The sequence below is a fragment of the Vibrio jasicida CAIM 1864 = LMG 25398 genome (assembly GCF_000400365.1).
GTDB classification, from domain to species: domain Bacteria; phylum Pseudomonadota; class Gammaproteobacteria; order Enterobacterales; family Vibrionaceae; genus Vibrio; species Vibrio jasicida.
Genome location: NZ_BAOG01000019.1, coordinates 41,593 through 62,957, shown reverse-complemented (window position 1 = coordinate 62,957; position 21,365 = coordinate 41,593). Strand labels below are relative to the sequence as shown.

At 45.0% G+C, this 21,365-nt stretch carries 19 protein-coding genes and 1 other annotated feature; of the genes, 12 read left to right on the top strand and 7 right to left on the bottom strand.

Going from position 1 to position 21,365, the window contains the following annotated elements:
* Window positions 1–150 precede the first annotated feature (150 nt).
* The 4 genes from VJL_RS05435 to yjjX all read left to right on the top strand — a co-directional run bounded on the left by VJL_RS05435 (window position 151) and on the right by yjjX (window position 4,283).
* Window positions 151–1,608, top strand: coding sequence for an MltF family protein (locus VJL_RS05435; RefSeq protein WP_038876281.1), 1,458 nt, complete (start codon window positions 151–153; stop codon window positions 1,606–1,608).
* 368 nt (window positions 1,609–1,976) lie between these two features.
* Window positions 1,977–2,303, top strand: coding sequence for a ribosome hibernation-promoting factor, HPF/YfiA family (gene hpf, locus VJL_RS05430; RefSeq protein ID WP_038868798.1), 327 nt, complete (start codon window positions 1,977–1,979; stop codon window positions 2,301–2,303).
* A 108-nt stretch (window positions 2,304–2,411) separates the two neighbouring features.
* Window positions 2,412–2,533 (top strand) — a sequence feature (Phe leader region).
* A gap of 13 nt (window positions 2,534–2,546) precedes the next feature.
* Window positions 2,547–3,725 (top strand): prephenate dehydratase, encoded by a 1,179-nt coding sequence (gene pheA, locus VJL_RS05425; protein ID WP_038866429.1) that lies wholly within the window; start codon window positions 2,547–2,549, stop codon window positions 3,723–3,725.
* A 24-nt stretch (window positions 3,726–3,749) separates the two neighbouring features.
* Window positions 3,750–4,283 carry an inosine/xanthosine triphosphatase gene (gene yjjX / locus VJL_RS05420; protein ID WP_038876279.1) on the top strand — a complete coding sequence of 178 codons (534 nt, stop codon included), beginning with the start codon at window positions 3,750–3,752 and terminating at the stop codon, window positions 4,281–4,283.
* 99 nt (window positions 4,284–4,382) lie between these two features.
* On the opposite strand, the gene trpR is transcribed toward yjjX, so the two are convergent.
* Window positions 4,383–4,685, bottom strand: a complete 303-nt coding sequence (gene trpR, locus VJL_RS05415; protein WP_038866424.1) for a trp operon repressor — start codon at window positions 4,683–4,685, stop codon at window positions 4,383–4,385.
* 13 nt (window positions 4,686–4,698) lie between these two features.
* Complete coding sequence (locus tag VJL_RS05410) at window positions 4,699–6,645, bottom strand: transglycosylase SLT domain-containing protein (RefSeq protein ID WP_038876277.1); 1,947 nt, start codon at window positions 6,643–6,645, stop codon at window positions 4,699–4,701.
* Between the two features lie 373 nt (window positions 6,646–7,018).
* On the opposite strand from VJL_RS05410, the gene ettA reads away from it, so the two are divergent.
* From ettA to VJL_RS05395, 3 genes are all read left to right on the top strand, one after another.
* A complete protein-coding gene (gene ettA, locus VJL_RS05405; RefSeq protein WP_038876275.1) occupies window positions 7,019–8,686 on the top strand; it encodes an energy-dependent translational throttle protein EttA in 1,668 nt (555 codons plus the stop codon).
* Window positions 8,687–8,943: 257 nt separating this feature from the next.
* Window positions 8,944–9,312: a PilZ domain-containing protein gene (locus VJL_RS05400; RefSeq protein ID WP_038876273.1), complete on the top strand. Its 369-nt coding sequence runs from the start codon at window positions 8,944–8,946 to the stop codon at window positions 9,310–9,312.
* Window positions 9,313–9,341: 29 nt separating this feature from the next.
* A complete protein-coding gene (locus tag VJL_RS05395) occupies window positions 9,342–10,343 on the top strand; it encodes a M23 family metallopeptidase (protein ID WP_038876270.1) in 1,002 nt (333 codons plus the stop codon).
* Window positions 10,344–10,403: 60 nt separating this feature from the next.
* On the opposite strand, the gene tyrA is transcribed toward VJL_RS05395, so the two are convergent.
* From tyrA to nagZ, 3 genes are all read right to left on the bottom strand, one after another.
* Window positions 10,404–11,531 (bottom strand): bifunctional chorismate mutase/prephenate dehydrogenase, encoded by a 1,128-nt coding sequence (tyrA, locus tag VJL_RS05390; RefSeq protein WP_038876267.1) that lies wholly within the window; start codon window positions 11,529–11,531, stop codon window positions 10,404–10,406.
* Window positions 11,532–11,556: 25 nt separating this feature from the next.
* Entirely contained in the window at window positions 11,557–12,630 is a 1,074-nt protein-coding gene (locus VJL_RS05385; protein WP_038876265.1) for a 3-deoxy-7-phosphoheptulonate synthase, read from the bottom strand.
* A gap of 239 nt (window positions 12,631–12,869) precedes the next feature.
* Window positions 12,870–13,853, bottom strand: a complete 984-nt coding sequence (gene nagZ, locus VJL_RS05380) for a beta-N-acetylhexosaminidase (protein ID WP_038876264.1) — start codon at window positions 13,851–13,853, stop codon at window positions 12,870–12,872.
* Between the two features lie 100 nt (window positions 13,854–13,953).
* On the opposite strand from nagZ, the gene VJL_RS05375 reads away from it, so the two are divergent.
* The gene (locus VJL_RS05375; protein WP_038876261.1) at window positions 13,954–15,066 is read left to right on the top strand and encodes an anhydro-N-acetylmuramic acid kinase; all 1,113 of its coding nucleotides are present in this window, start codon (window positions 13,954–13,956) and stop codon (window positions 15,064–15,066) included.
* A 64-nt stretch (window positions 15,067–15,130) separates the two neighbouring features.
* Window positions 15,131–16,057, top strand: coding sequence for an N-acetylmuramic acid 6-phosphate etherase (gene murQ, locus VJL_RS05370; protein ID WP_038876259.1), 927 nt, complete (start codon window positions 15,131–15,133; stop codon window positions 16,055–16,057).
* Window positions 16,058–16,151: 94 nt separating this feature from the next.
* On the opposite strand, the gene VJL_RS05365 is transcribed toward murQ, so the two are convergent.
* Both VJL_RS05365 and VJL_RS05360 read right to left on the bottom strand, forming a co-directional pair.
* Entirely contained in the window at window positions 16,152–16,481 is a 330-nt protein-coding gene (locus VJL_RS05365; RefSeq protein WP_005440588.1) for a hypothetical protein, read from the bottom strand.
* Window positions 16,482–16,591: 110 nt separating this feature from the next.
* Window positions 16,592–16,933: a DUF2799 domain-containing protein gene (locus VJL_RS05360; RefSeq protein ID WP_009707688.1), complete on the bottom strand. Its 342-nt coding sequence runs from the start codon at window positions 16,931–16,933 to the stop codon at window positions 16,592–16,594.
* Window positions 16,934–17,249: 316 nt separating this feature from the next.
* On the opposite strand from VJL_RS05360, the gene VJL_RS05355 reads away from it, so the two are divergent.
* The 3 genes from VJL_RS05355 (at window position 17,250) to btsR (ending at window position 21,305) form a co-directional block, all read left to right on the top strand.
* On the top strand, window positions 17,250–18,734 hold the full coding sequence (locus VJL_RS05355) for a carbon starvation CstA family protein (protein ID WP_038876257.1): 1,485 nt from the start codon (window positions 17,250–17,252) through the stop codon (window positions 18,732–18,734).
* Between the two features lie 139 nt (window positions 18,735–18,873).
* Entirely contained in the window at window positions 18,874–20,544 is a 1,671-nt protein-coding gene (locus VJL_RS05350) for a sensor histidine kinase (RefSeq protein ID WP_038876256.1), read from the top strand.
* Window positions 20,545–20,576: 32 nt separating this feature from the next.
* Complete coding sequence (gene btsR, locus VJL_RS05345; protein ID WP_038876254.1) at window positions 20,577–21,305, top strand: two-component system response regulator BtsR; 729 nt, start codon at window positions 20,577–20,579, stop codon at window positions 21,303–21,305.
* The last annotated feature ends 60 nt before the right edge of the window (window positions 21,306–21,365 follow it).

Genomic DNA, 21,365 nt, shown 5'->3' with positions numbered 1-21,365 from the left:
CCAACCGCCACAGCTTTGCTTGTGGCGGTTTTGTTCCCCCCTTCTTTATTTTTGCTTTATCCTTTCTCGTTACCACATTCATTACCTTGATGATTTTTTAAGCGACACATATGCTTAAGGTTCTCCTTCACCATCAACATGGATGTGAACATGGCATTATCAAAGCTATGGACAGGACTTCTACTGTTACTCTCAGCATCAGCATTTGCTTTAGAGTTGTCCCCTCTGAGACAGCCCCCTTACACAGGTGATCTCGATGTCATTAAAGAGAAGAACGTCTTGCGTGTGTTGGTATCTGCCGATTTGGGTTTCTACTACATAGAGGGAGGTGAACCAAAAGGGATTGGCGCTGAGTTGCTTGCGCATTTTGAGAGAGATTTACGCAAACTCAAACCTAAGATCAATATTCAAATCATTCCTGTATCTCGTGATGAGCTGCTTCCTTCCCTAGAACAAGGGTTGGGAGATCTGGTTGTTGCGAATCTCACCATTACCGACGCACGTAAGAAATTGGTTGATTTTAGTGATCCTGCCATTACGGGAATTGAAGAGTGGGTGATCACCGACAAGAAAACACCTGTGATGACCAAGCTTGACCAGTTAAGCGGCAAGGAAATATGGGTACGTGCCAGTTCAAGTTACTTCGAGAGCATTCAGGCATTAAACAAACAACTTAATAAGAAAGGCTTACCACCTGTTGTTGTGCATTTCATAGAAGAAACACTACAAGACTACGAATTGGTGGGAATGCTCAACAATGGCTATGTCAAAGCCATCATTCTTGATAGCCACAAAGCCAAGTTGTGGATGAGCTTTATGGATGATATTCGCTCTCATACCAAAATCCCCCTCCGCACCGGCGGTGAGATAGCATGGGCAATGAGGCACGATAGTCCAGAGTTGAAGAAAGTGGTGAATAAATTCATCAAGACATCAAGATCCGGCACCTTATTGGGCAATGTGATTTACGGCAAATATATCGATAATACTAATTGGCTCAACAAAGCCCTCAACCCGAAAAAAATCGCGCAATTAGAAAAGCTCTCTTCCTTATTCTCTAAATATGGAGAGAAATACGATTTTGATTATCTGCTTATCGCCGCAGTGGCCTATCAAGAATCTGGATTTAACAATAATCTAGTATCGAGTCGAGGTGCAGTTGGCATCATGCAAATTCTGCCAAGTACTGCCAGCGACCCAAACGTAAACATCAAAAACGTTCGAAACTTAGAGAACAATGTCCATGCTGGTGTGAAGTACATGGCCTTTCTACGTCGATACTACTTCAGCGATGAAGCAATCAGTAAAGAGAACAAACTGTACCTAACGCTTGCCGCATACAATGCAGGGCCTGGAAATATAGAGAGAATGCGCAAACGCGCCGCGCAACAAGGTTATGACCCAAACGTTTGGTTTCACAATGTAGAAGTGGTGACGCGACGTAGCTTAGGCGAGACCGTCAGATACGTCACTAACGTGAACCGCTACTACGTTATTTACAAGCAACTCGAAAGCCTCGACCTAGCCAAGACATTGGACAACGTCTTATTAGCGCCAGAAGACCCTGTGTTCATGACGCCATTGAAGAAAATAAGCCAAACGCCATAAAACCGAGAACAAAAAAACAAAAACGCCGCTCAGTTCATGAGCGGCGTTTTTGAATCTAACTTACTATGCACTTTAAGAGTGATCTGATTCACATCTTTGTTCTGGTTAATTTTTAACTAACTAGAATTACAGGCCGTATAACTCCCCTAAAAACGGGATAGTTTTCAGCTCAGTACTTTATCCAATCTAATGATTTCGAATCCGATAACAAGCAATTTTCACAGAAATCTAAACAGTTCTTGAGAAAGATCACATTCACTTCCCACCCATAAAAAACCACTCAAAATAGTGATCCATATCACATTATTTTATCCTCAGAGCGGTAATCTGAATTCAACCCATGAGGGATGAAACAGAGGAAAAACTTTATGACAATGAACATCACTGGTAAAAATATCGAAATCACCTCTGCAATCCGAGCTCATATTGAGAGCAAATTTAAAAAGCTGGAGAAATGGCAAGTAGACATCATCGGATGCCAAGCAACTTTCAGTGAGGAACCAAACAAACAGAAAAAATTCGAAGCTGTTATTACGGTTCCTAAAGGGCAACTAATCGCCTCAGCTACTCACGAAGATCTTTACGCAGCTATCAACGAAGTGGAGCAAAAATTAGAACGACAATTGAATAAGCTGACCCACAAACCTGAAGCTCGACGTGCTAGCAAGCCAGAGTTAGTGGAAGAAGAAGAGTAAACCGACCAGATCGAGGAAGTAGCGCCGTAAGGCGCTATTTTTTTGCTTGACGCTCCCCGCCTGCTTGCTTATTGTGTTTAAACACTCACAAATTAAGCACTATTTATGCATTTGACTCACCTGTTTCTTTTTGACTTCTTTTTCCTTCCATAGGTGGAGGGGCTAACTCGTTTGTGAAAGAAAAGTCAAAAACAAACAGAAAGCCTCCCAAATCGGGGGGCTTTTTTTATAAGGAAAGAATTGATGACTGACCAACCTATTTCCCTGGATGAAATTCGTTTACGTTTGAATGAGCTTGATGACGAGCTTTTAAGCTTGCTGTCTGAACGTCGCAAGCTCAGCATTGAAGTAGCAAAAAGCAAAGTCCAAACGTCAAAACCTGTTCGTGATGCTGTCCGTGAACAACAACTACTAGTAAAACTGATTACCAACGGCCGTGATAAATACGAACTCGACGCTCAGTACATCACCAAACTTTTCCATACGATCATCGAAGATTCGGTGCTTTTGCAACAAAGCTATCTACAGAACCTAGTCAACCCTCAGCAAAGTCGTAAACCATTAGCACGAGTGGCTTTCTTAGGAGCTAAAGGGTCTTACTCTCACTTAGCTAGTCGTGAGTACTTCAGTCGTAAAAATACAGAGCTAATTGAACTCAACTGCGAGCACTTCAAAGAAGTAACTCAGACCGTTGAATCTGGCCATGCTGATTATGGTGTTCTACCAATTGAAAACACCAGTTCTGGTTCAATTAACGAAGTCTACGACCTTCTACAACACACAACACTTTATATCGTAGGAGAGCTGACTCAACCGATTGAGCATTGCCTTGTTGCAACCAAAGACATTCGTCTAGAGAACATCAAAACGCTTTACTCTCACCCGCAGCCCCATCAGCAATGCAGTGAGTTCCTTAGCAGAATGAAAGGCGTTCAACTCGAATCTTGTGCGAGCACAGCCGATGCGATGCAGAAGGTACAAGAATTGGGCCGTGATGATGTCGCCGCTATCGGTAATGCTTCCAGTGGTAAGCTTTATGGCTTACAAGCGATCCAAGGCAACATCGCGAACCAAACTGAAAACCATACCCGCTTTATTGTGGTTGCTCGTAAACCTGTCGAGGTCTCTACACAGATACCGGCAAAAACCACATTGATTATGTCTACCTCTCAAGAGGCAGGTTCTTTAGTCGAGACCCTGTTAGTACTGCAACGTTTCGGTATCAACATGACTAAGTTAGAGTCCCGTCCGATCATGGGTAACCCATGGGAAGAAATGTTCTATGTTGATTTAGAATCACACCTTGGTTCCACCGCCATGCAGCATGTGCTCGATGAGCTCACCAAGATAACTAAACACCTGAAAGTATTAGGATGTTACCCAAGTGAGAACGTAAAACCCACTCAAGTAAAATTGGGTTAATAGACATCGATAGGTAAAAAGATCATGGTAGACCAAAAAGTCGTTATCGCTTCACTCAACCCTGCAAAAATTAAAGCCGTAGAGAGTGCTTTTCAAAGTGCTTTCCCTGAACAACGTTTTAACTTTTTCGGAGTCAGTGTCCCGAGTGAAGTTTCAGCCCAGCCAATGACCAATGATGAAACACGCCGAGGTGCTTTAAATCGTGTTCGCAATGCTAAAACTGAGATGCCGAATGCTGATTTCTATATTGGTTTAGAAGCGGGTATTGAAGGAAAAGTTACTTTTGCTTGGATGGTGATTGAATCCGAGACTCATCGTGGAGAGTCGCGTTCAGCAAGTTTGATGCTACCACCAAAAGTGCTAGAAAAACTTGAACATGCCAATGAACTGGGTGATGTAATGGATGAAGTATTTGGTACTGACAACATCAAACAAAAAGGTGGCGCAATTGGCCTGTTAACTCAAAACCAACTGACGCGCAGTTCGGTCTACCACCAAGCTTTGATTCTGGCGTTGATTCCTTTTACCAACCCTGAACATTTCCCTGCAAACCTATAGCTATGTGGATCTTATTAAGAGTCTGAAGCTGATAGTCGAGTAAAGTACGTATTAAAAAGGGCGGATATTCCGCCCTTTTTGCTGCCCGTAACTCAAAGATTATTGAGCGCCCTGCTCTAATAATGTCTTAAGTTTGTCTTTGTCGACATCGGACTTTGACTTTAACTCGTTAGAGCCACGGGTAATTGTAGCAATACCAACCCCAAGCATTTGACTGATTTGACGCTGTGAGAGCTCACCTTTTAGCAACTCGTTGAGAATATTAACGCGTGCGGTCAGTGACTCTCGCTCATCCGGTGTCATTAGCATGGTCAACAACATTTCGTGTTGCTGATTGTCCACACTTGAACGGATTAACTCGACAATCTGTTGCCAGTCTTTGTACTCAGGTTCATGTGACATCAAGTTACCTCACTCAATACTTGGTATTGATCTCTTCTTGGGTCAAGAACGAACCGTCGACACCTAAAAGGTCGCGGTAGTACGTTTCGAACATCAAAATGTTCTGTACATACCCACGCGTCTCTTTAAATGAAATCGCCTCTATAAAGGAATAAGCATCCACTTTTCCTTGAGTTCGCTCTCGCCACATTTTTACTCGGTTAGGCCCTGCATTATAAGCAGCGAGCGAAAAAATACGATTATTATCGTAATCCTCCATTAAGCCTTGTAAGTAATGGCTACCAATTTCAATGTTCTTACCTACATTGTAGAGATCTTGCGTACCTTGATATTTCAGCTTGTACTTGTTTGCCGTGTACTTAGCCGTCGCTGGCATAATCTGCATCAGACCACGAGCTCCAACCGGAGAGCGCGCTTCAGAATCAAGTGCACTCTCTTGTCTCGCCAAAGACATCATTGTGATTGGGTCGATATTGTGTTTCTCAGCGTAAAAGTTAAACCACCAGCGATGCGCGACAGGGAATCGCAACGGAATGTTATCCCACATCTGAGCTTGAATACTCGCAATAACCGTCAAGTTATGCCAATGCTTAGACGCGGCAAAAGCGGCAAGTTGCGTTTTCTCCTCTTTACCAACACGACGGAGCAAATGTGTCCATTCACTCTTCGCCGCAGCGATCTTGTCGGTTGCTATCAGCTCTTCAATACGAAGCAGCGATTTTTGATATGGCTGAATAGCTGTCTTATCGAGCTTAACAGAGCTTGATGGATACTTGATCGATTGACCAATCGCATTCGCTGCGGCCACACTGTAAAAGTTACGCTGGCCAGTCTGTTTTGCTAAACGTTGCTTACCTGCGACTTCATCACCCAATGCGATTTCACTGCGCCCTAACCAGTATTGCCACCGAAGTGATGCTTGCTCTTCATCATTAAGCACTGCGATCCATTTTTTTACCCCTTGCCAGTCGCCATTTTGAATCGATAAACGAATACGACTTTCAATCAGAGGTAGGTTTTTACTGGTTTTTGTTTTGTCATCGCGCCACTTCGCCAATGAATCTGATTCAGTACGAATCAAACGAATCGCAATGTAATCCGCCAGTGCTTGAGCCTTTTCTGGAGAGAACTTTTGCCCTTTCACTACGGTCGCATAAGCATCTTGCGCTTGCTTGGTGTTTTTTCGAGCCAGTTTCTCTAATGCGAATTCTGCTTGAGTTCGATTAAAGTCATTCGCTTGTTGCTTCTTGGCAAACTCCGCCACATTTTCAGGCTTATCGAACAATGCCTTCATCGCTTTGGCTTGCTGCTGAGCTTTGGCCGATGTAGGCAACTTTTGCAGATAGGCCATTAGCCCGCCATTACGCGCATCAAATGCTAATAACATGCGTTGTAAAATCATGTCATCTGTACGTTCACCCGCTTTGTCCCATGCAGAGAACAGTGGGTCACATTCATCAGCAATACTCTTGCCGCGCAGCCACATGTGCTCTGCGCCTTTAAAGGCAGCAACTTGTTTACCCTGTTCTAATTGAGCGACATAAAAAATACACTGATAACGCTCACCACTTGGCTCAACTTTCTGGAACTCGGTAATGGTTTTCCAATCTTTCTGGCGATAAAGGTTATCTAGATACGGGGCGCGAATACGACGTGAGAATGGAAAAGCTTCATGTTCACTAATAAACGCATCTACCTGTTGTGGTGACTTGCTCGATAATTGCCTCAGAAATACCCGATAGTCCACATAAGGAGTGAGTGGATAATCAGCGATTTTGGAACGAATAGACAAGTAGCCATCAATGTCATTCTTGTCTAATAAATTTTGTGCCTGCTCATAGACTTGACGCTGCTTTTCTAGGCTCAGCGTCGCGTTTGCCGACACGCTTACCGCACATAAAGCGGCTGCGTAGCATACTCTTTTAGCCAATTCAGTTACGTTGAATTTCATGTGCGTCATTTTCCCCAGACGTTTCTCTCTTCATGCTTTACCACTGGTGAATACAAACGTAGTAAGCAATAAAGCATATGCATCTATTTACACCGTAATAAGTGCTTATTGTAAAGCGACTTGATGTAATAAATGTTGTACTCGTAAAACTTTAGAACCCTTTAAGACAAATAGATTCCCATCAATTCATCCAACTAAATGAACTGTTGGCTTTGATTTAAAGACGAACAAGAAAAGTGTATACCCTAAAGTTGAGAGTTTCCGGTCAGCGATGAAGAAGAAATCACACAAGATGCTAATTTCTTGCAATGCGGTAACAAAACTGAAGGAGTTGGTATAAAATAGAGCCTTTGAATGACAGTTAATTTAGGAACGATCGGCAATGGCTGAATACGTATATACCATGTCGCGGGTGAGCAAAATTGTGCCACCTAAGCGTCAAATTCTTAAAGACATCTCTCTAAGCTTCTTCCCTGGTGCAAAAATCGGTGTTCTAGGTCTGAACGGTGCGGGTAAATCTACGCTGCTACGTATCATGGCGGGTATCGATACCGATATCGATGGTGAAGCACGCCCACAACCGGGCCTAAACGTAGGTTACCTACCGCAGGAGCCCGTTCTGGACGAGTCAAAAACCGTTCGTGAAATCGTTGAAGAAGCTGTTGCAGATGTTGCTGGCGCACTTAAGCGCTTGGATGCGGTATATGCAGCGTATGCAGAACCAGATGCCGATTTTGATGCTCTAGCAAAAGAACAGGGTGAACTAGAAGCGCTAATTCAAGCGAAAGATGGTCACAACCTAGACAACGCGCTAGAACGTGCTGCTGATGCACTTCGTCTTCCTGAATGGGATCAAAAAATCCAACACCTATCCGGTGGTGAGCGTCGCCGTGTGGCTATCTGTCGTCTTCTTCTAGAAAAACCAGACATGCTACTGCTCGACGAACCAACCAACCACTTGGATGCTGAGTCTGTTGCATGGCTAGAACGCTTCCTAGTTGATTACACTGGTACTGTAGTTGCAATTACCCACGACCGTTACTTCCTAGATAACGCAGCGGGTTGGATCCTAGAACTTGACCGTGGTGAAGGTATTCCATGGGAAGGTAACTACACCTCTTGGCTAGAGCAAAAAGATGCGCGTCTACAACAAGAAGCGTCGCAAGAAAAAGCTCGTCAAAAGACCATCGAGAAAGAACTTGAATGGGTTCGTCAAAACCCTAAAGGTCGCCAAGCGAAATCTAAAGCACGTATGGCGCGCTTTGAAGAGCTACAAAACACTGACCACCAAAAACGTAACGAAACTAACGAGCTGTTCATCCCGCCTGGTGAGCGTCTAGGTGATAAAGTTATCGAAGTGAGCAACCTGACTAAGTCATTCGACGGTCGCGTTCTTATCGATGATCTATCATTCAGCATGCCTAAAGGTGCCATCGTGGGTATCATCGGTGCCAACGGTGCGGGTAAATCAACCCTATTCAAGATGCTAAGCGGTACTGAACAACCTGATTCGGGTACGATTGAACTGGGTGACACTGTGAAACTGGCTTCTGTTGAGCAGTTCCGTGATTCAATGAACGATAAAAACACGGTATTCCAAGAGATCTCAGAAGGCGCTGACATCATCAAGATCAACAACTTCGAAATCCCTGCACGTGCTTACTGTTCTCGCTTTAACTTCAAAGGCTCAGATCAACAGAAAGTTATCGGCGAGCTTTCTGGTGGTGAGCGTAACCGTGTGCACCTTGCTAAGCTGCTTAAAGCCGGCGGTAACGTACTACTACTCGATGAGCCAACCAACGACCTTGACGTTGAAACACTACGTGCACTTGAAGAAGCGCTGCTTGAGTTCCCTGGTTGTGCCATGGTTATCTCGCACGACCGTTGGTTCCTAGACCGTATCGCGACGCACATCATCGACTACCGCGATGAAGGCCAAGTTAACTTCTACGAAGGTAACTACAACGAGTATATGGAATGGCTGAAGAAGACGCTTGGTCCTGAAGCCGCTGAACCACACCGTATCAAATACAAGCGCGTATCGAAGTAATTTCGTTTATAGGATGAGTGTGCGGTATATCACCTTACACTCACCTTTGCTTGTAATTCGTACAAAGGTCGCTATCATAGCGACCTTTGTTGTATGTGTTGCATAAATGGCTCAGATTGGCATTTTTTCAATTAAGAGCTTGACCTTTAGCAATCGTAACTCTGTGCTACCTCGACATTTTAAGAACAACAATTGAACAATTTTTGTTCTATTTGATATAGTCATCGACAGATTCGACGACTATATGAGAAAGCTCTATGACGGAGAGACGACGCTTTTCACGCATCATCTACCAAGTTTCTGCTTTAGTGGAACAAAGTGACTTGGCACTACAAGCCACGATTCAAGATCTCTCATTACATGGTTTATTGTTAAGAGCTGAAAATGCAAACTCACTTGAGTCGTCACTACCGGTAGAAGTCGCATTCTCGTTCGCTCAATCAGAACAGGTGATGCAGTTAACCGCTGATATCATCGCTGTTGCAAGTAACGAGATCCGGCTGAAGATCATCAACATAGACATCGACAGTATTAGCCAATTAAAACGATTTATAGAGTTAAACGTAGGCAATAACGAGCTGCTGAATCGAGAGTTAGAATACCTTTCTGATTTGGGGGAAGAATAAATTGAACGCCTGCTTTAGTAACAATAACTATGTCTAAAAAAATCATCATGCAGATCCCAACAAAAGATGGGAATCAGCAATTTTATGTGGGTCGCCTTTCGATCCTTGCAGTATGTGTGTCAGTCATCGCTTTGCCTGCCGTCGTTGGTAGCGCTTGGTATTTGAATCAACAACAAACATACAATCAAGAGACGCTAAACCAAACCATCGCAAAGCTGGAAGGTGAAAAAGCGGAGATCACGGCACTGTATGAAGAACAACTTGATACGAACCACTCTCTTTCTCAATCTTTAACTGACAAAAACAATCAGATTCAATTGCTAGGTAAGCGTGTATATGATGTGGAGTCGGTTCTCGGTCTCGCTGACGAAGAGCTTGAAAGCGAAGAGTACAACGTTGCCCTAGAAGAGCGTATTGATGCCGCAGCCATTGATTCAGCAGTGCGCGCAACGATGTTCCGTTTAATTCCAAACGACAGTCCGATGACTTACCAACGTATCTCCTCCCCTTATGGCAGTCGGATTAACCCTATTTCTGGCAAACGTCATGTGCATACAGGCATCGACCTTACATGTAAACGCGGCGAAGAAATCTTAGCCCCAGCGGATGGTGTGGTAGAAACGGTGCGACCAAGTAATCGTGGATACGGTAACTACCTTACGCTCCGTCATTCATTTGGTTTCTCAAGCTCATTCGCTCATCTGAACAAATTCAGCGTGAAAAATGGCCAGTTTGTCAGTAAAGGCGATGTAATAGCGAAATGTGGTAATTCAGGTAACTCGACTGGGCCACACCTTCATTACGAAGTACGCTTTCTTGGGCGTACGCTAAACCCGCGCTACTTAATGGATTGGACACCAGAGAACTTTAACTCCGTGTTCGAGAAAGAAAAGATGGTAAAATGGGGTCCTCTGGTTCAGTTGATCGATAACGTGGTTCGTCTGCAAATCAATCTAACCAATTCGCCATACCGAGATACGAGTATTAGCACGGTATCAAGTGAAGACAACAGTGGTACATCGACCAACTGATTATTTTCAAACAAAAAAGAGCAGCCAATGTGCTGCTCTTTTTGCATCTAAAATAGGGAATTAGCCACGATGGATATTATCGTTAGCTTGCTTAAGTAGGTTCTGACTCTCGTTCATGAATTGCTGAGAGTACTCACCAAACCAATCGCTCACTTGCTCGAAGCTTTCGACAAACTCAGCCTTGTCTTTACTGTCTAAAACAGACAAAGCTTCACCAAAGCGTTGGTGGAAACGCTTAATCATATCGATGTTTTCTTGTGATGAAAGAATGATGTCACCGTATAGATTTGGGTCTTGACCAAACAGACGCCCTACCATCGCTAGCTCCAAGCGGTAAATTGGCGAGCTCAGCTTTAACAATTGTTCAATATTAGGGTTTTCTTTGCTTAGGTGCATACCGTAAGCGAAGGAAGTAAAGTGACGTAGCGCCTGAATCAAAGTCATACCATGATCGTGCTCTTGCGCATCGATCTGGCACAAGCTTGCGCCCCAAATACCAAACTGTTGCAGTAGCCATTGGTATTGCTCATTCTCACGACCATCGCAGTACACAATCACCTGTTTCGCTAAGCTTGGCACATCAGGACCAAACATTGGATGGAGACCAACAACCGGGCCAGAGTGTACATTTAACATTGCTTGCAGTGGCTTGGACTTGATAGAAGTCAGATCACAAAGAATGCAATCTTGTGGCAGGTTACCGAGCTTTTCAATCACACCTTCAGTTAAATGGATTGGCACAGTCACGACCACCAGGCCAGCGTCTTTTAAGATTTCGTCAGCGTGCTCCCAGTCTTTACTGCCCAAGACTTTCACTTGGTATCCAGACAGTTTGAACATACGTCCGAACAAACCACCTAACTGGCCATTACCACCAATAATAACGACTGAGCGCAATTCAGGGTTCAAACACTTAAAACCGGAATCTTTCTCGCTGGCATAAGACTCACGCATTGTTCGACGAAGAATGTCTTCTATCAGCTGTGGAGGGATCCCCATTTTTTCAGCTTCAGCTCGTCGTGATGCCAGCATTGCCGCCTCACGAGCTGGGGCGTAAATTGGCAAACCGTGTTCGCTTTTTACTTCACCCACTTTCTCTACTAGCGCTAAACGCTGAGAGAGTAGCTCTAGCATTTGCTTGTCGACTGCATCAATCTGATCGCGCAATGCGTTAAGTTCAACTGCCATTGATGTTCCTTAAATAAGTTCCGTTTTAGCCTTTAAGGCGATTCTCTAAGAAAGGCACCAGCTCTTCGTGTGCATGACGTAATAGTGCCTCAGTTGAATCCCAATTGATACACGCGTCGGTAATTGAAACACCGTATTTCATCTCTTCGAGAGTAAGGTCTGAAGATTGATTACCTTCATTAATATGACTTTCAATCATCAGGCCAATGATCGACTTGTTGCCTTCTCGAATCTGGTGAATCACGTCTTCTGCAACTAACGGCTGACGGCGGTAATCTTTACGTGAGTTCGCATGGCTACAATCCACCATCAAGGACGCATCAAGGTTGGACTTCGCCATCTCTTGCTCACACTCAGTAACGGATACTGAGTCGTAATTGGTCTGCTTACCACCACGAAGAATCACATGACCATTCGGGTTGCCTTGCGTAGTCAGAAGCGCTACTTGACCTTCACGGTTAATACCCATGAAACGGTGGCTAGAAGAAGCCGCTTGCATTGCGTTGATCGCCGTTGCCAAACTACCGTCCGTACCATTCTTAAAGCCGATAGGCATTGAGAGACCACTTGCCATCTCACGGTGTGTTTGTGACTCAGTCGTACGAGCGCCGATCGCTGCCCAACTAAACGTATCTGCCAAGTATTGTGGGCTAATTGGGTCAAGAGCTTCTGTTGCCAGCGGAATATCCATCTCAGCGAGTTCAACCAACAGTTCACGACCAACATGCAGGCCATGTTCAATGTCGAAGCTGCCGTCTAGGTGTGGGTCATTGATCAAGCCTTTCCAACCAACCGTGGTTCGAGGCTTCTCAAAGTAAACACGCATAACAATATACAGTTGGTCGCTTAGTTGTTCTGAAAGTGCTTTTAAACGCTTGGCGTAATCCTTCGCAGCGTCTACGTCATGGATAGAACATGGTCCACATACAACGAGTAGACGATGATCTTTTTTGTGAATGATATCAGCGATGGTTTGACGAGAATCTTGGATAAAACGACGGGCCTTTTCACTTAGAGGAAGCTTAACTTTTAGCTCCTCAGGCGTGATAAGAACTTGTTCTTCGCAGATGTTAATGTTGCTCAATTCACTTCTTTGCATAACCTTGACCTGTATATTATTTTTTACACCCAACCAATTCCTTGGTGAGACAACTAAGCTTTACGGACAAGATAACAGGCTAAAAAAGAATTACAACCGTACACAATAAAAAACATCCAGTGTAAATTTAAATTTACATCAAAAGAAAAAGCCGAAATGCAGAGCACTTCGGCTTTAAATGGATGTTTTAGAAAGTTTACGTCTCACCCTGAACAAACCATTATTCAGGGGTGAGATGGCTAGCCAACCAATCGCTTCATAACTTCAGAGGCGTCTTTCCACTCTTGCGAACGTTTTAGCTCGCTTAGAGAAAAGCTCTGTTTCTTCAACAAGGCACCAGCGAGAGGAACAGAAGTGATGGGTAGATTATCAAGCACCTCAACTTGCGCATCGCGCTTGTTGCAAACCAGCAGCATATCGCAGCCAGCGTTTAATGCTTGTGCGCCACGTTCGGCAGGACCACCCATAATTGCGGCACCTTCCATGGTCAAATCATCAGAGAAGATCAAACCTTTAAAACCAAGTTGCTGGCGCAGGATTTGTTTAAGCCAATACTCAGAGCCGCTAGCAGGTTGGTCATCATAATTTGAGAAAATGACGTGAGCAGGCATCATCGCGTCTAAGATGCCAGCATCGATTTGCGCTTTGAAGATAGCCATGTCTTGCTCAAAGATATCACTACGCTCGTCATATGGTGTCTCTAAGTGTGAATCAGCAATCACACCACCATGACCCGGGAAATGTTTGCCCGTCGTCGCCATACCGACACTCTTCATACCCTGCATATAAGCAGTGCTGTGACGCAAAATAGTGTCTAAATCCTCACCAAAAGCACGGCTGCCAATCGCTTTACATTGGTGACCTTTATCCAACACTGGCGCGAAGCTTAGGTCGATATCATGAGCAATCAGCTCAGCAGCCATCAACCAACCACCCATGCGGGCCAGATCTTCACTGTTTTGGTGTTTGCCGTATTGGTCCGCCGCAGGAATCAATGAAAAGCCTTCACGGAAACGCTGAACGCGTCCGCCCTCTTGGTCAACACCAATCAAAATCGGACGTTTCGCCGCTTCTCGGATAGATTGGGTAAGAGCTTGAAGCTGCTTGCTGTCGTGGTAGTTACGCGTAAATAAAATCAAACCACCAACCGTTGGATGCTCCAAAATTTCTCTGTCTTCTGCAGTCAGTTCATAGCCTGCAACATCAACCCATAACGGTCCCATTTTTTCTCCTCAAAATCGGCTGAATATCTCGTATTCGATGAGGTTATTCGCTTCAGAATTGCTTTACAATAAGTGAATCGAAGAATTGACGGAATTGGCTGTGAATCTTAACAAACTGTATATCGGTGTGATGTCTGGAACCAGTATGGACGGTGTCGATACCGCACTGGTTGAAATTGAAGATAACCGTGTTCGCTTGCTCGCACACGATGATTACCCAATGCCTGCTCATATTAAGCAGACGCTTTTGTCGGTTTGCACTGGGCAAGACACGAATCTAAAAGCCATTGGTAAGCTCGACCACCAACTTGGCCATCTGTTTGCCGATGCGGTTTTACAGCTACTGGATAAATCCGGCTATTCCGCAGAGCAAATCCGAGCCATTGGTAATCATGGTCAAACCGTGTTCCATCAGCCGACTGGCGAACAGCCCTTCACCACCCAACTGGGTGATGCCAACATCATTGCAGTCAAAACTGGCATTGATACCGTGGCAGATTTTCGTCGTAAAGACATGGCGTTAGGTGGCCAAGGTGCACCGCTCGTCCCTGCCTTCCATAAAAGTATTTTTGCCATGCACGATTCCACCACCGTGGTGCTTAACATCGGTGGAATTGCCAATATCTCGGTACTGCATCCTGACCAAGCAGTGATCGGCTACGATACTGGCCCAGGCAACATGTTGATGGATGCATGGTGTGAACAGCACACAGGACAAGGCTTCGACAAAGACGCGCGATTTGCTCTGCAAGGCAACACCGATGCAACACTACTAACTCAACTCTTAGCAGAGCCTTACCTCGCCATGTCGGCGCCTAAGAGCACTGGTCGAGAGCTGTTCAATATCGATTGGCTGCATCATCAGTTAGCCAACCACAATATCTCAGCACAAGATGTACAACGCACGCTGTGTGAATACTCGGCGAAGACCATTGCAAACGAAGTGGAGAAATTCACGTATGGTCAGCTGCCACAGCTGTTGGTGTGTGGCGGAGGGGCGAGAAACCCTCTACTGATGCAACGTTTAGCGGAACTTCTGCCGCAGTGGCAAGTCGCAACAACGGATGATAAAGGTGTCGATGGCGATTACATGGAAGCCATGGCGTTTGCTTGGCTTGCTCAGCGACATATTGACGGGCTGCCGAGCAACTTACCTGAAGTGACTGGTGCGAGCCGTCTTGCTTCGCTGGGTGTGCTCTATCCTAAAAACTAAATGCGTTGTGCCAGACACAGCGACAAAATAAATCGAAATCAGTATTCAAAAGGCTTAAACCACTATGACAAATGACGCGCTTATTGCTGCTCTTGCCCACCTAGTATCAGAAGGTCGTAACCCAGATACGATGGACATCGATTTACTGCCCTCTCTGGACATTGTTCAGCGACTTAATCAGCAAGATAAGCTCGTACCACTTGCGGTTGAGAAGGTTTTACCCGAAATCGCACTCGCGGTGGATAAGATCACCGACGCGTTTAAAGTCGGCGGTCGTCTGGTTTATATGGGCGCTGGCACCAGTGGCCGTTTAGGTGTGCTTGATGCATCGGAATGTCCGCCAACATTTGGCGTATCTGACAAGATGGTGGTCGGTCTGATTGCAGGTGGCCCAGAGGCAATTCTAAAAGCAAAAGAAGGTGCGGAAGATTCGCCGGCTTTAGGTGAGCAAGACCTAAAAGATATTAAATTCACAAATCTCGATGTGGTCGTAGGTATCGCTGCAAGTGGCCGAACGCCTTATGTCATTGGTGGTTTGGAGTACGCCAACGAGATCGGTGCAACCACGATTGCACTATCTTGTAATCCAGATTCTCCAATCGCCGACATTGCCGACGTCGCAATTAGCCCTGTTGTAGGCCCTGAAGCATTGACTGGCTCAACACGTTTGAAATCAGGTACGGCGCAGAAACTGGTTCTGAACATGCTGACTACTGCCAGCATGATCCGTTTGGGTAAGAGTTATCAAAACTTAATGGTCGATGTGAAAGCAACCAACAATAAGCTCGTTGCACGCGCCGCACGTATTGTGATGCAAGCGACCGATTGCAGCAAAGAAAAAGCTACCGACGTACTTAAACAAACTGGTTATGAGGTGAAACTGGCGATCTTAATGATCCTGACCGATCTTGATATTGAATCTGCTCGTGCTCACCTGCACCACCAAGACGGCTTCTTACGCAAAGCAGTGGAAAACCACCAGCCTAAATAAATCTCGAGTCCCGTAGTTCAAATCTGTCGATAGAAGACAAACAAAAACAAAAAGGAGACCTCGTGGTCTCCTTTTTTGTTTTAGATATCAAGATTTAGTCTTCATACAACCATTCATCAAACTCTTGGTTAAGCTTGTCATTTGCTTTACGCTTGATGTGATCAGGGTTCGTTATGTTCTTAACGTTCTCTACTTTATTGGTGTACTTGCGAGTGGTTTGGTTTACTTCTCGCTTCACTTGGTTCTCGACATAAGTACCGTCAGTGACTTCTTTAATATTACGCTTGGTATTGTTGATGGTATTGGTAATACGATGCTTATCGTGATCGTATTTACGCTTCATCTTAATCGACTCTTTCAACACGTTGGTCGCACCGACCGTTAAGGGCAACAATGCTAATGCGACCAAAAAGTACTTCTTCATGCTTTCATTTCACTTCTGATTGAATCTCAAGCCATAAGTACAGCAAAGCAATAAAATTCAAATGTCAGAAGATCAACAAGCAAAACCACAGTCTTGATTATGAAACAGATCTAGTTGCTGTATTCGTTCCAGCCACGTTGCCATTCCATACGGAATTTTTGTGCCCCAGGCGTTCCCTCACATACACCTTCATAATACTGACCAGATAAGCCCATTTGGTAAGCAAAATCAGGATTACAATATTCCGTCACCCCTTCAAGGTAACCTTGGTCATAATCGCCTTGCTTTACATTTCCTAACGAGCGAAGTTCTTTCATGGTACGAGAGGTATGCCCAGCGACACCATCTTGATAACCGATCTGGTACCAATCTCCGGACTGCGCCAGTTCTTCCGTTGTTGCCGCACACCCTGCTAGTAAAGCCAGCGCCAAGCCTAACGTTGCCTTTTTCATCATTCTTCCTTAACTAATTGTTTTCAAAACAAGCTTACCACTAAAGCCTGTGCTTTGCCGCTTATCTGTTGATTTCACCACTTAACTCTCGAACTCGCCGCTCACCCTTGATAACCACCGCTTAATCGTTGATAGAACCGCTCAGTCCTAAGCACGACCACTAGGCAAACGATAAAACCACTTAACCGTTATATCGACCACTCGCTTCTCTATTCGACCACTCATCCATAGAGCGAATGCGCTTAACAAAAGAGATGAATACCATACATCCTGAGCTTAAAAAATTACCCTACCTAACAAACCAAGGACAATTGCTATGATGTGGTTTCTAACCTGTGTCGCAGCCCTCATCGGCGGATACTTCATCTACGGTGCTTTCGTTGAGAAGATTTTCGGCATCAATGAGAATCGTCAAACGCCAGCTCATACTAAGACGGACGGCGTTGACTACGTTCCAATGTCAACCAAGCGTGTTTACCTTGTTCAGCTTCTGAACATCGCAGGTGTTGGTCCTATCTTTGGCCCAATCATGGGTGCCCTATACGGTCCTGCTGCAATGCTTTGGATTGTTGTTGGCTGTATCTTCGCAGGTGCGGTACACGATTACTTCTCAGGCATGCTTTCTGTTCGTAACGGCGGTGCATCAGTACCAACAATTACGGGTCGCTACCTAGGTAATGGCGCAAAACACTTTATGAACATCTTTGCCATTGTCCTATTGCTTCTTGTTGGTGTGGTATTCGTGTCAGCGCCAGCAGGTATGATCACAAACCTAATCAACGACCAAACTAGCTTTAGCGTAAGCATGACAACCATGGTTGTGTTGATTTTCGCTTACTACATCATCGCGACAATTGTTCCTGTAGACAAAATCATCGGTCGCTTCTACCCATTGTTTGGCGCGCTACTGATCTTCATGTCTGTAGGTCTAATGACTGCTATTGCTTTCTCTAGCGAACACACTGTGATGGGTGACTTCCAAGTAAGCGACATGCTGACTAACTTGAACCCGAACGATATGCCTCTATGGCCTGCACTATTCATCACTATCGCATGTGGTGCTATCTCTGGCTTCCACGCAACTCAGTCTCCACTGATGGCGCGTTGTATGGAAAATGAGAAGAACGGTCGCTTCGTATTCTACGGTGCAATGATTGGTGAAGGCGTTATCGCGCTAATCTGGTGTGCTATCGCTCTGTCTTTCTTCGGCACGCTTGATGGCCTTGCAGAAGCAGTGAAAAACGGTGGCCCTGGTAACGTGGTATACAGCGCTTCATTCGGTCTACTGGGTGTATTCGGTGGTGTGATTGCCTTCCTTGGTGTTGTTATTCTGCCAATCACATCGGGTGACACCGCATTCCGCTCAAGCCGTCTGATTCTTGCTGAATACTTCGGTATGGAACAGAAAACACTACGTAACCGTCTTCTAATGGCTCTACCACTGTTCGTTATCGGTGGCATTCTGACTCAAGTAGACTTCGGTATTATCTGGCGCTACTTCGGTTTCGCAAACCAAACAACAGCAGTAATGATGCTTTGGACTGCGTCGGCTTACCTACTACGTCACAACAAACTGCATTGGATTACGACTATCCCAGCAGTCTTCATGACAACCGTGTGTGTCACTTTCATTTTGAACAACAGCACGCTAGGCTTCGGTCTACCAATGCAAATCTCGACAATCTCTGGCATTTTGTTCGCTCTTGCTGCAGCGGCTTACGTTATCAAAATCTCGAAAGGCAAAGGCGAAACAGATCTTGCAGATGAAGATAAACCAGACACTGTCTCAGAAACGGCGTAATGAAATCCTTCGCTTGCTAACCGATTCATTATCAATATCTGGATAACGCTAAGAGCCTGCCTATCGCAGGCTCTTTTTCTTTCTCTTTAAAGAATGAATTCACTTACAATAACAACATCATGTCTAGGTTAGGTTCGCTATGGAACTGATCATCTCCCTTTTGCAACAAATGTGTGTTTACTTAGTGCTGGCTTATATGCTGAGTAAAACGCCAATCATTCTTCCCTTACTGAGCATTTCTTCTCGCTTAAGTCACCGACTCATTTGTTATGTGCTTTTCTCTGGTTTTTGTATCCTAGGCACCTACTTCGGTTTACAGATCAACGACGCGATAGCAAACACGCGTGCAATTGGTGCCGTGATGGGAGGACTGTTTGGCGGTCCTGTTGTCGGTTTTGCGGTGGGCTTAACTGGGGGGATTCATCGTTATACTTTAGGCGGTTTTACCGACTTAGCTTGTGCGATTTCCACAACAGCAGAAGGGCTCATTGGGGGGCTACTCCACGTTTACCTCATTAAGCGTAACAAAGGGGCAATGCTGTTTAACCCGAGCGTAGTATTCAGCATTACTTTTGTTGCAGAAATCGTTCAGATGGTGCTGCTGCTTGCTGTCGCTAAACCATTCAACCAAGCCTATGAACTCGTTTCAGCGATTGCTGCCCCAATGATCATCGCTAACTCCGTTGGTGCCGCTCTGTTTATGAGTATTCTGCAAGATCGTAAAACCATTTTTGAAAAGTACTCGGCCGCCTTTTCCCGCCGAGCATTAAGCATTGCCGACCGCTCAGTTGGTATTCTCAGCACCGGATTTAACAGCGAAAATGCCGATAAGATCGCCCGCATCATTTATGAAGAAACCAAAGTAGGCGCAGTCGCCATTACTGACCAAGAGAAGATTCTGGCTTTCGTTGGCATCGGCGATGATCATCATAGGCCAAATACTCCAATCTCATCGCAGAGTACGCTCGACTCAATGGAGAAGAACGACATCATCTACCTTGATGGCAGTGAGCACCCTTACCAATGTTCATTAGCACAAGACTGTAAACTGGGCTCCGCACTGATAATTCCACTACGAGCAGGAAAAGAAGTGGTGGGTACCATTAAGCTTTACGAACCAAAACGTAAGCTGTTCTCGACGGCAAATATGTCAATGGCAGAAGGCATTGCTCAGCTTCTATCGAGCCAAATCTTGTATGGCGATTATCAGCAGCAACAAACTCTATTAGCTCAGGCAGAAATCAAACTGCTGCACGCTCAAGTGAACCCACACTTTTTGTTCAATGCACTTAATACCATCAGTGCGATTACGCGTCGTGATCCAGATAAAGCACGAGAACTGATCCAAAACTTGTCGCACTTCTTCCGTAGTAACTTAAAACAGAACATCAATACCGTGACGCTGAAAGAAGAATTAGCACATGTGAATTCCTACTTATCGATCGAAAAAGCACGCTTTACTGATCGCCTAGAAGTTGAGATTGATATTGAACCTGAACTGCTGGATATCAAGTTACCAAGCTTTACGCTGCAACCTTTGGTCGAAAATGCAATCAAACACGGTATCTCGACTATGTTGGAAGGCGGCAAAGTAAAAATCTATAGCCAACCTCATGCACAAGGGTACCTTATTACCGTGGAAGACAATGCAGGCAGCTATGAATCACCAAAAGAGAATCATTCTGGTTTGGGGATGGAAATTGTCGATAAGCGCCTCTCTAATCAATTTGGACGTGATTCAGCACTAAAAATTAACTATCAACAACACCAATTTACTAAAATGAGTTTTATCATTCCCTCATCGCGATAAGCGCAATAAAAACGCATAAAAGGTAATGCTGGATGTTAACCGCCCTCGTCATTGATGATGAACAGTTTGCTCGTGAAGAGCTGGCAGAGCTATTGGACGAAACAGGCCAAATTGAAGTAATAGGCGATGCATCAAACGCCATTATGGGGCTTAAGAAGATCAATGAGCTCAAGCCCGATGTGGTGTTCCTAGATATCCAAATGCCTCAGGTAACGGGCATCGAGCTACTGGGTATGTTAGATCCAGAGACCATGCCCTACGTGGTATTTGTTACCGCTTACGACCAATATGCGATTCAAGCTTTTGAGGACAATGCGTTCGACTATCTATTAAAACCGGTTGATCCATGTCGTTTGACGAAAACAGTAAAACGCCTTAATAAAGTAATGAGTCAATCCGCGCTCACTCAACAGTTGTCTGCCATCGCCCCAGAGGGCCTAGACCAGATCCCATGCATTGGCCACAACCGCATTGTGATCATGGCAACCGAGACAGTTGAGTCTGCTTACAGCGATATTAGCGGTGTGCATGTGCGCTCTACCAACCAAACGGCCAGTACACAGTTAACGTTGAAAACCTTGGAAGAAAAAACGCCACTGGTGCGTTGTCATCGCCAGTATCTGGTGAGTATCAAAGCCATCAGCGAGATTAGATTATTGGAAAATGGCCTAGCTGAAATCATCACCAAAACAGGCTTTGAGATCCCAGTGAGCCGCCGTTACTTAAAGGTGCTCAAAGAACTTCTAGGCATCAGTCACTAAGCTCAGACTCTGGCATAACTCGTGTAGAAATTCCCAATTAAAAAGGCGACCTTGTGGTCG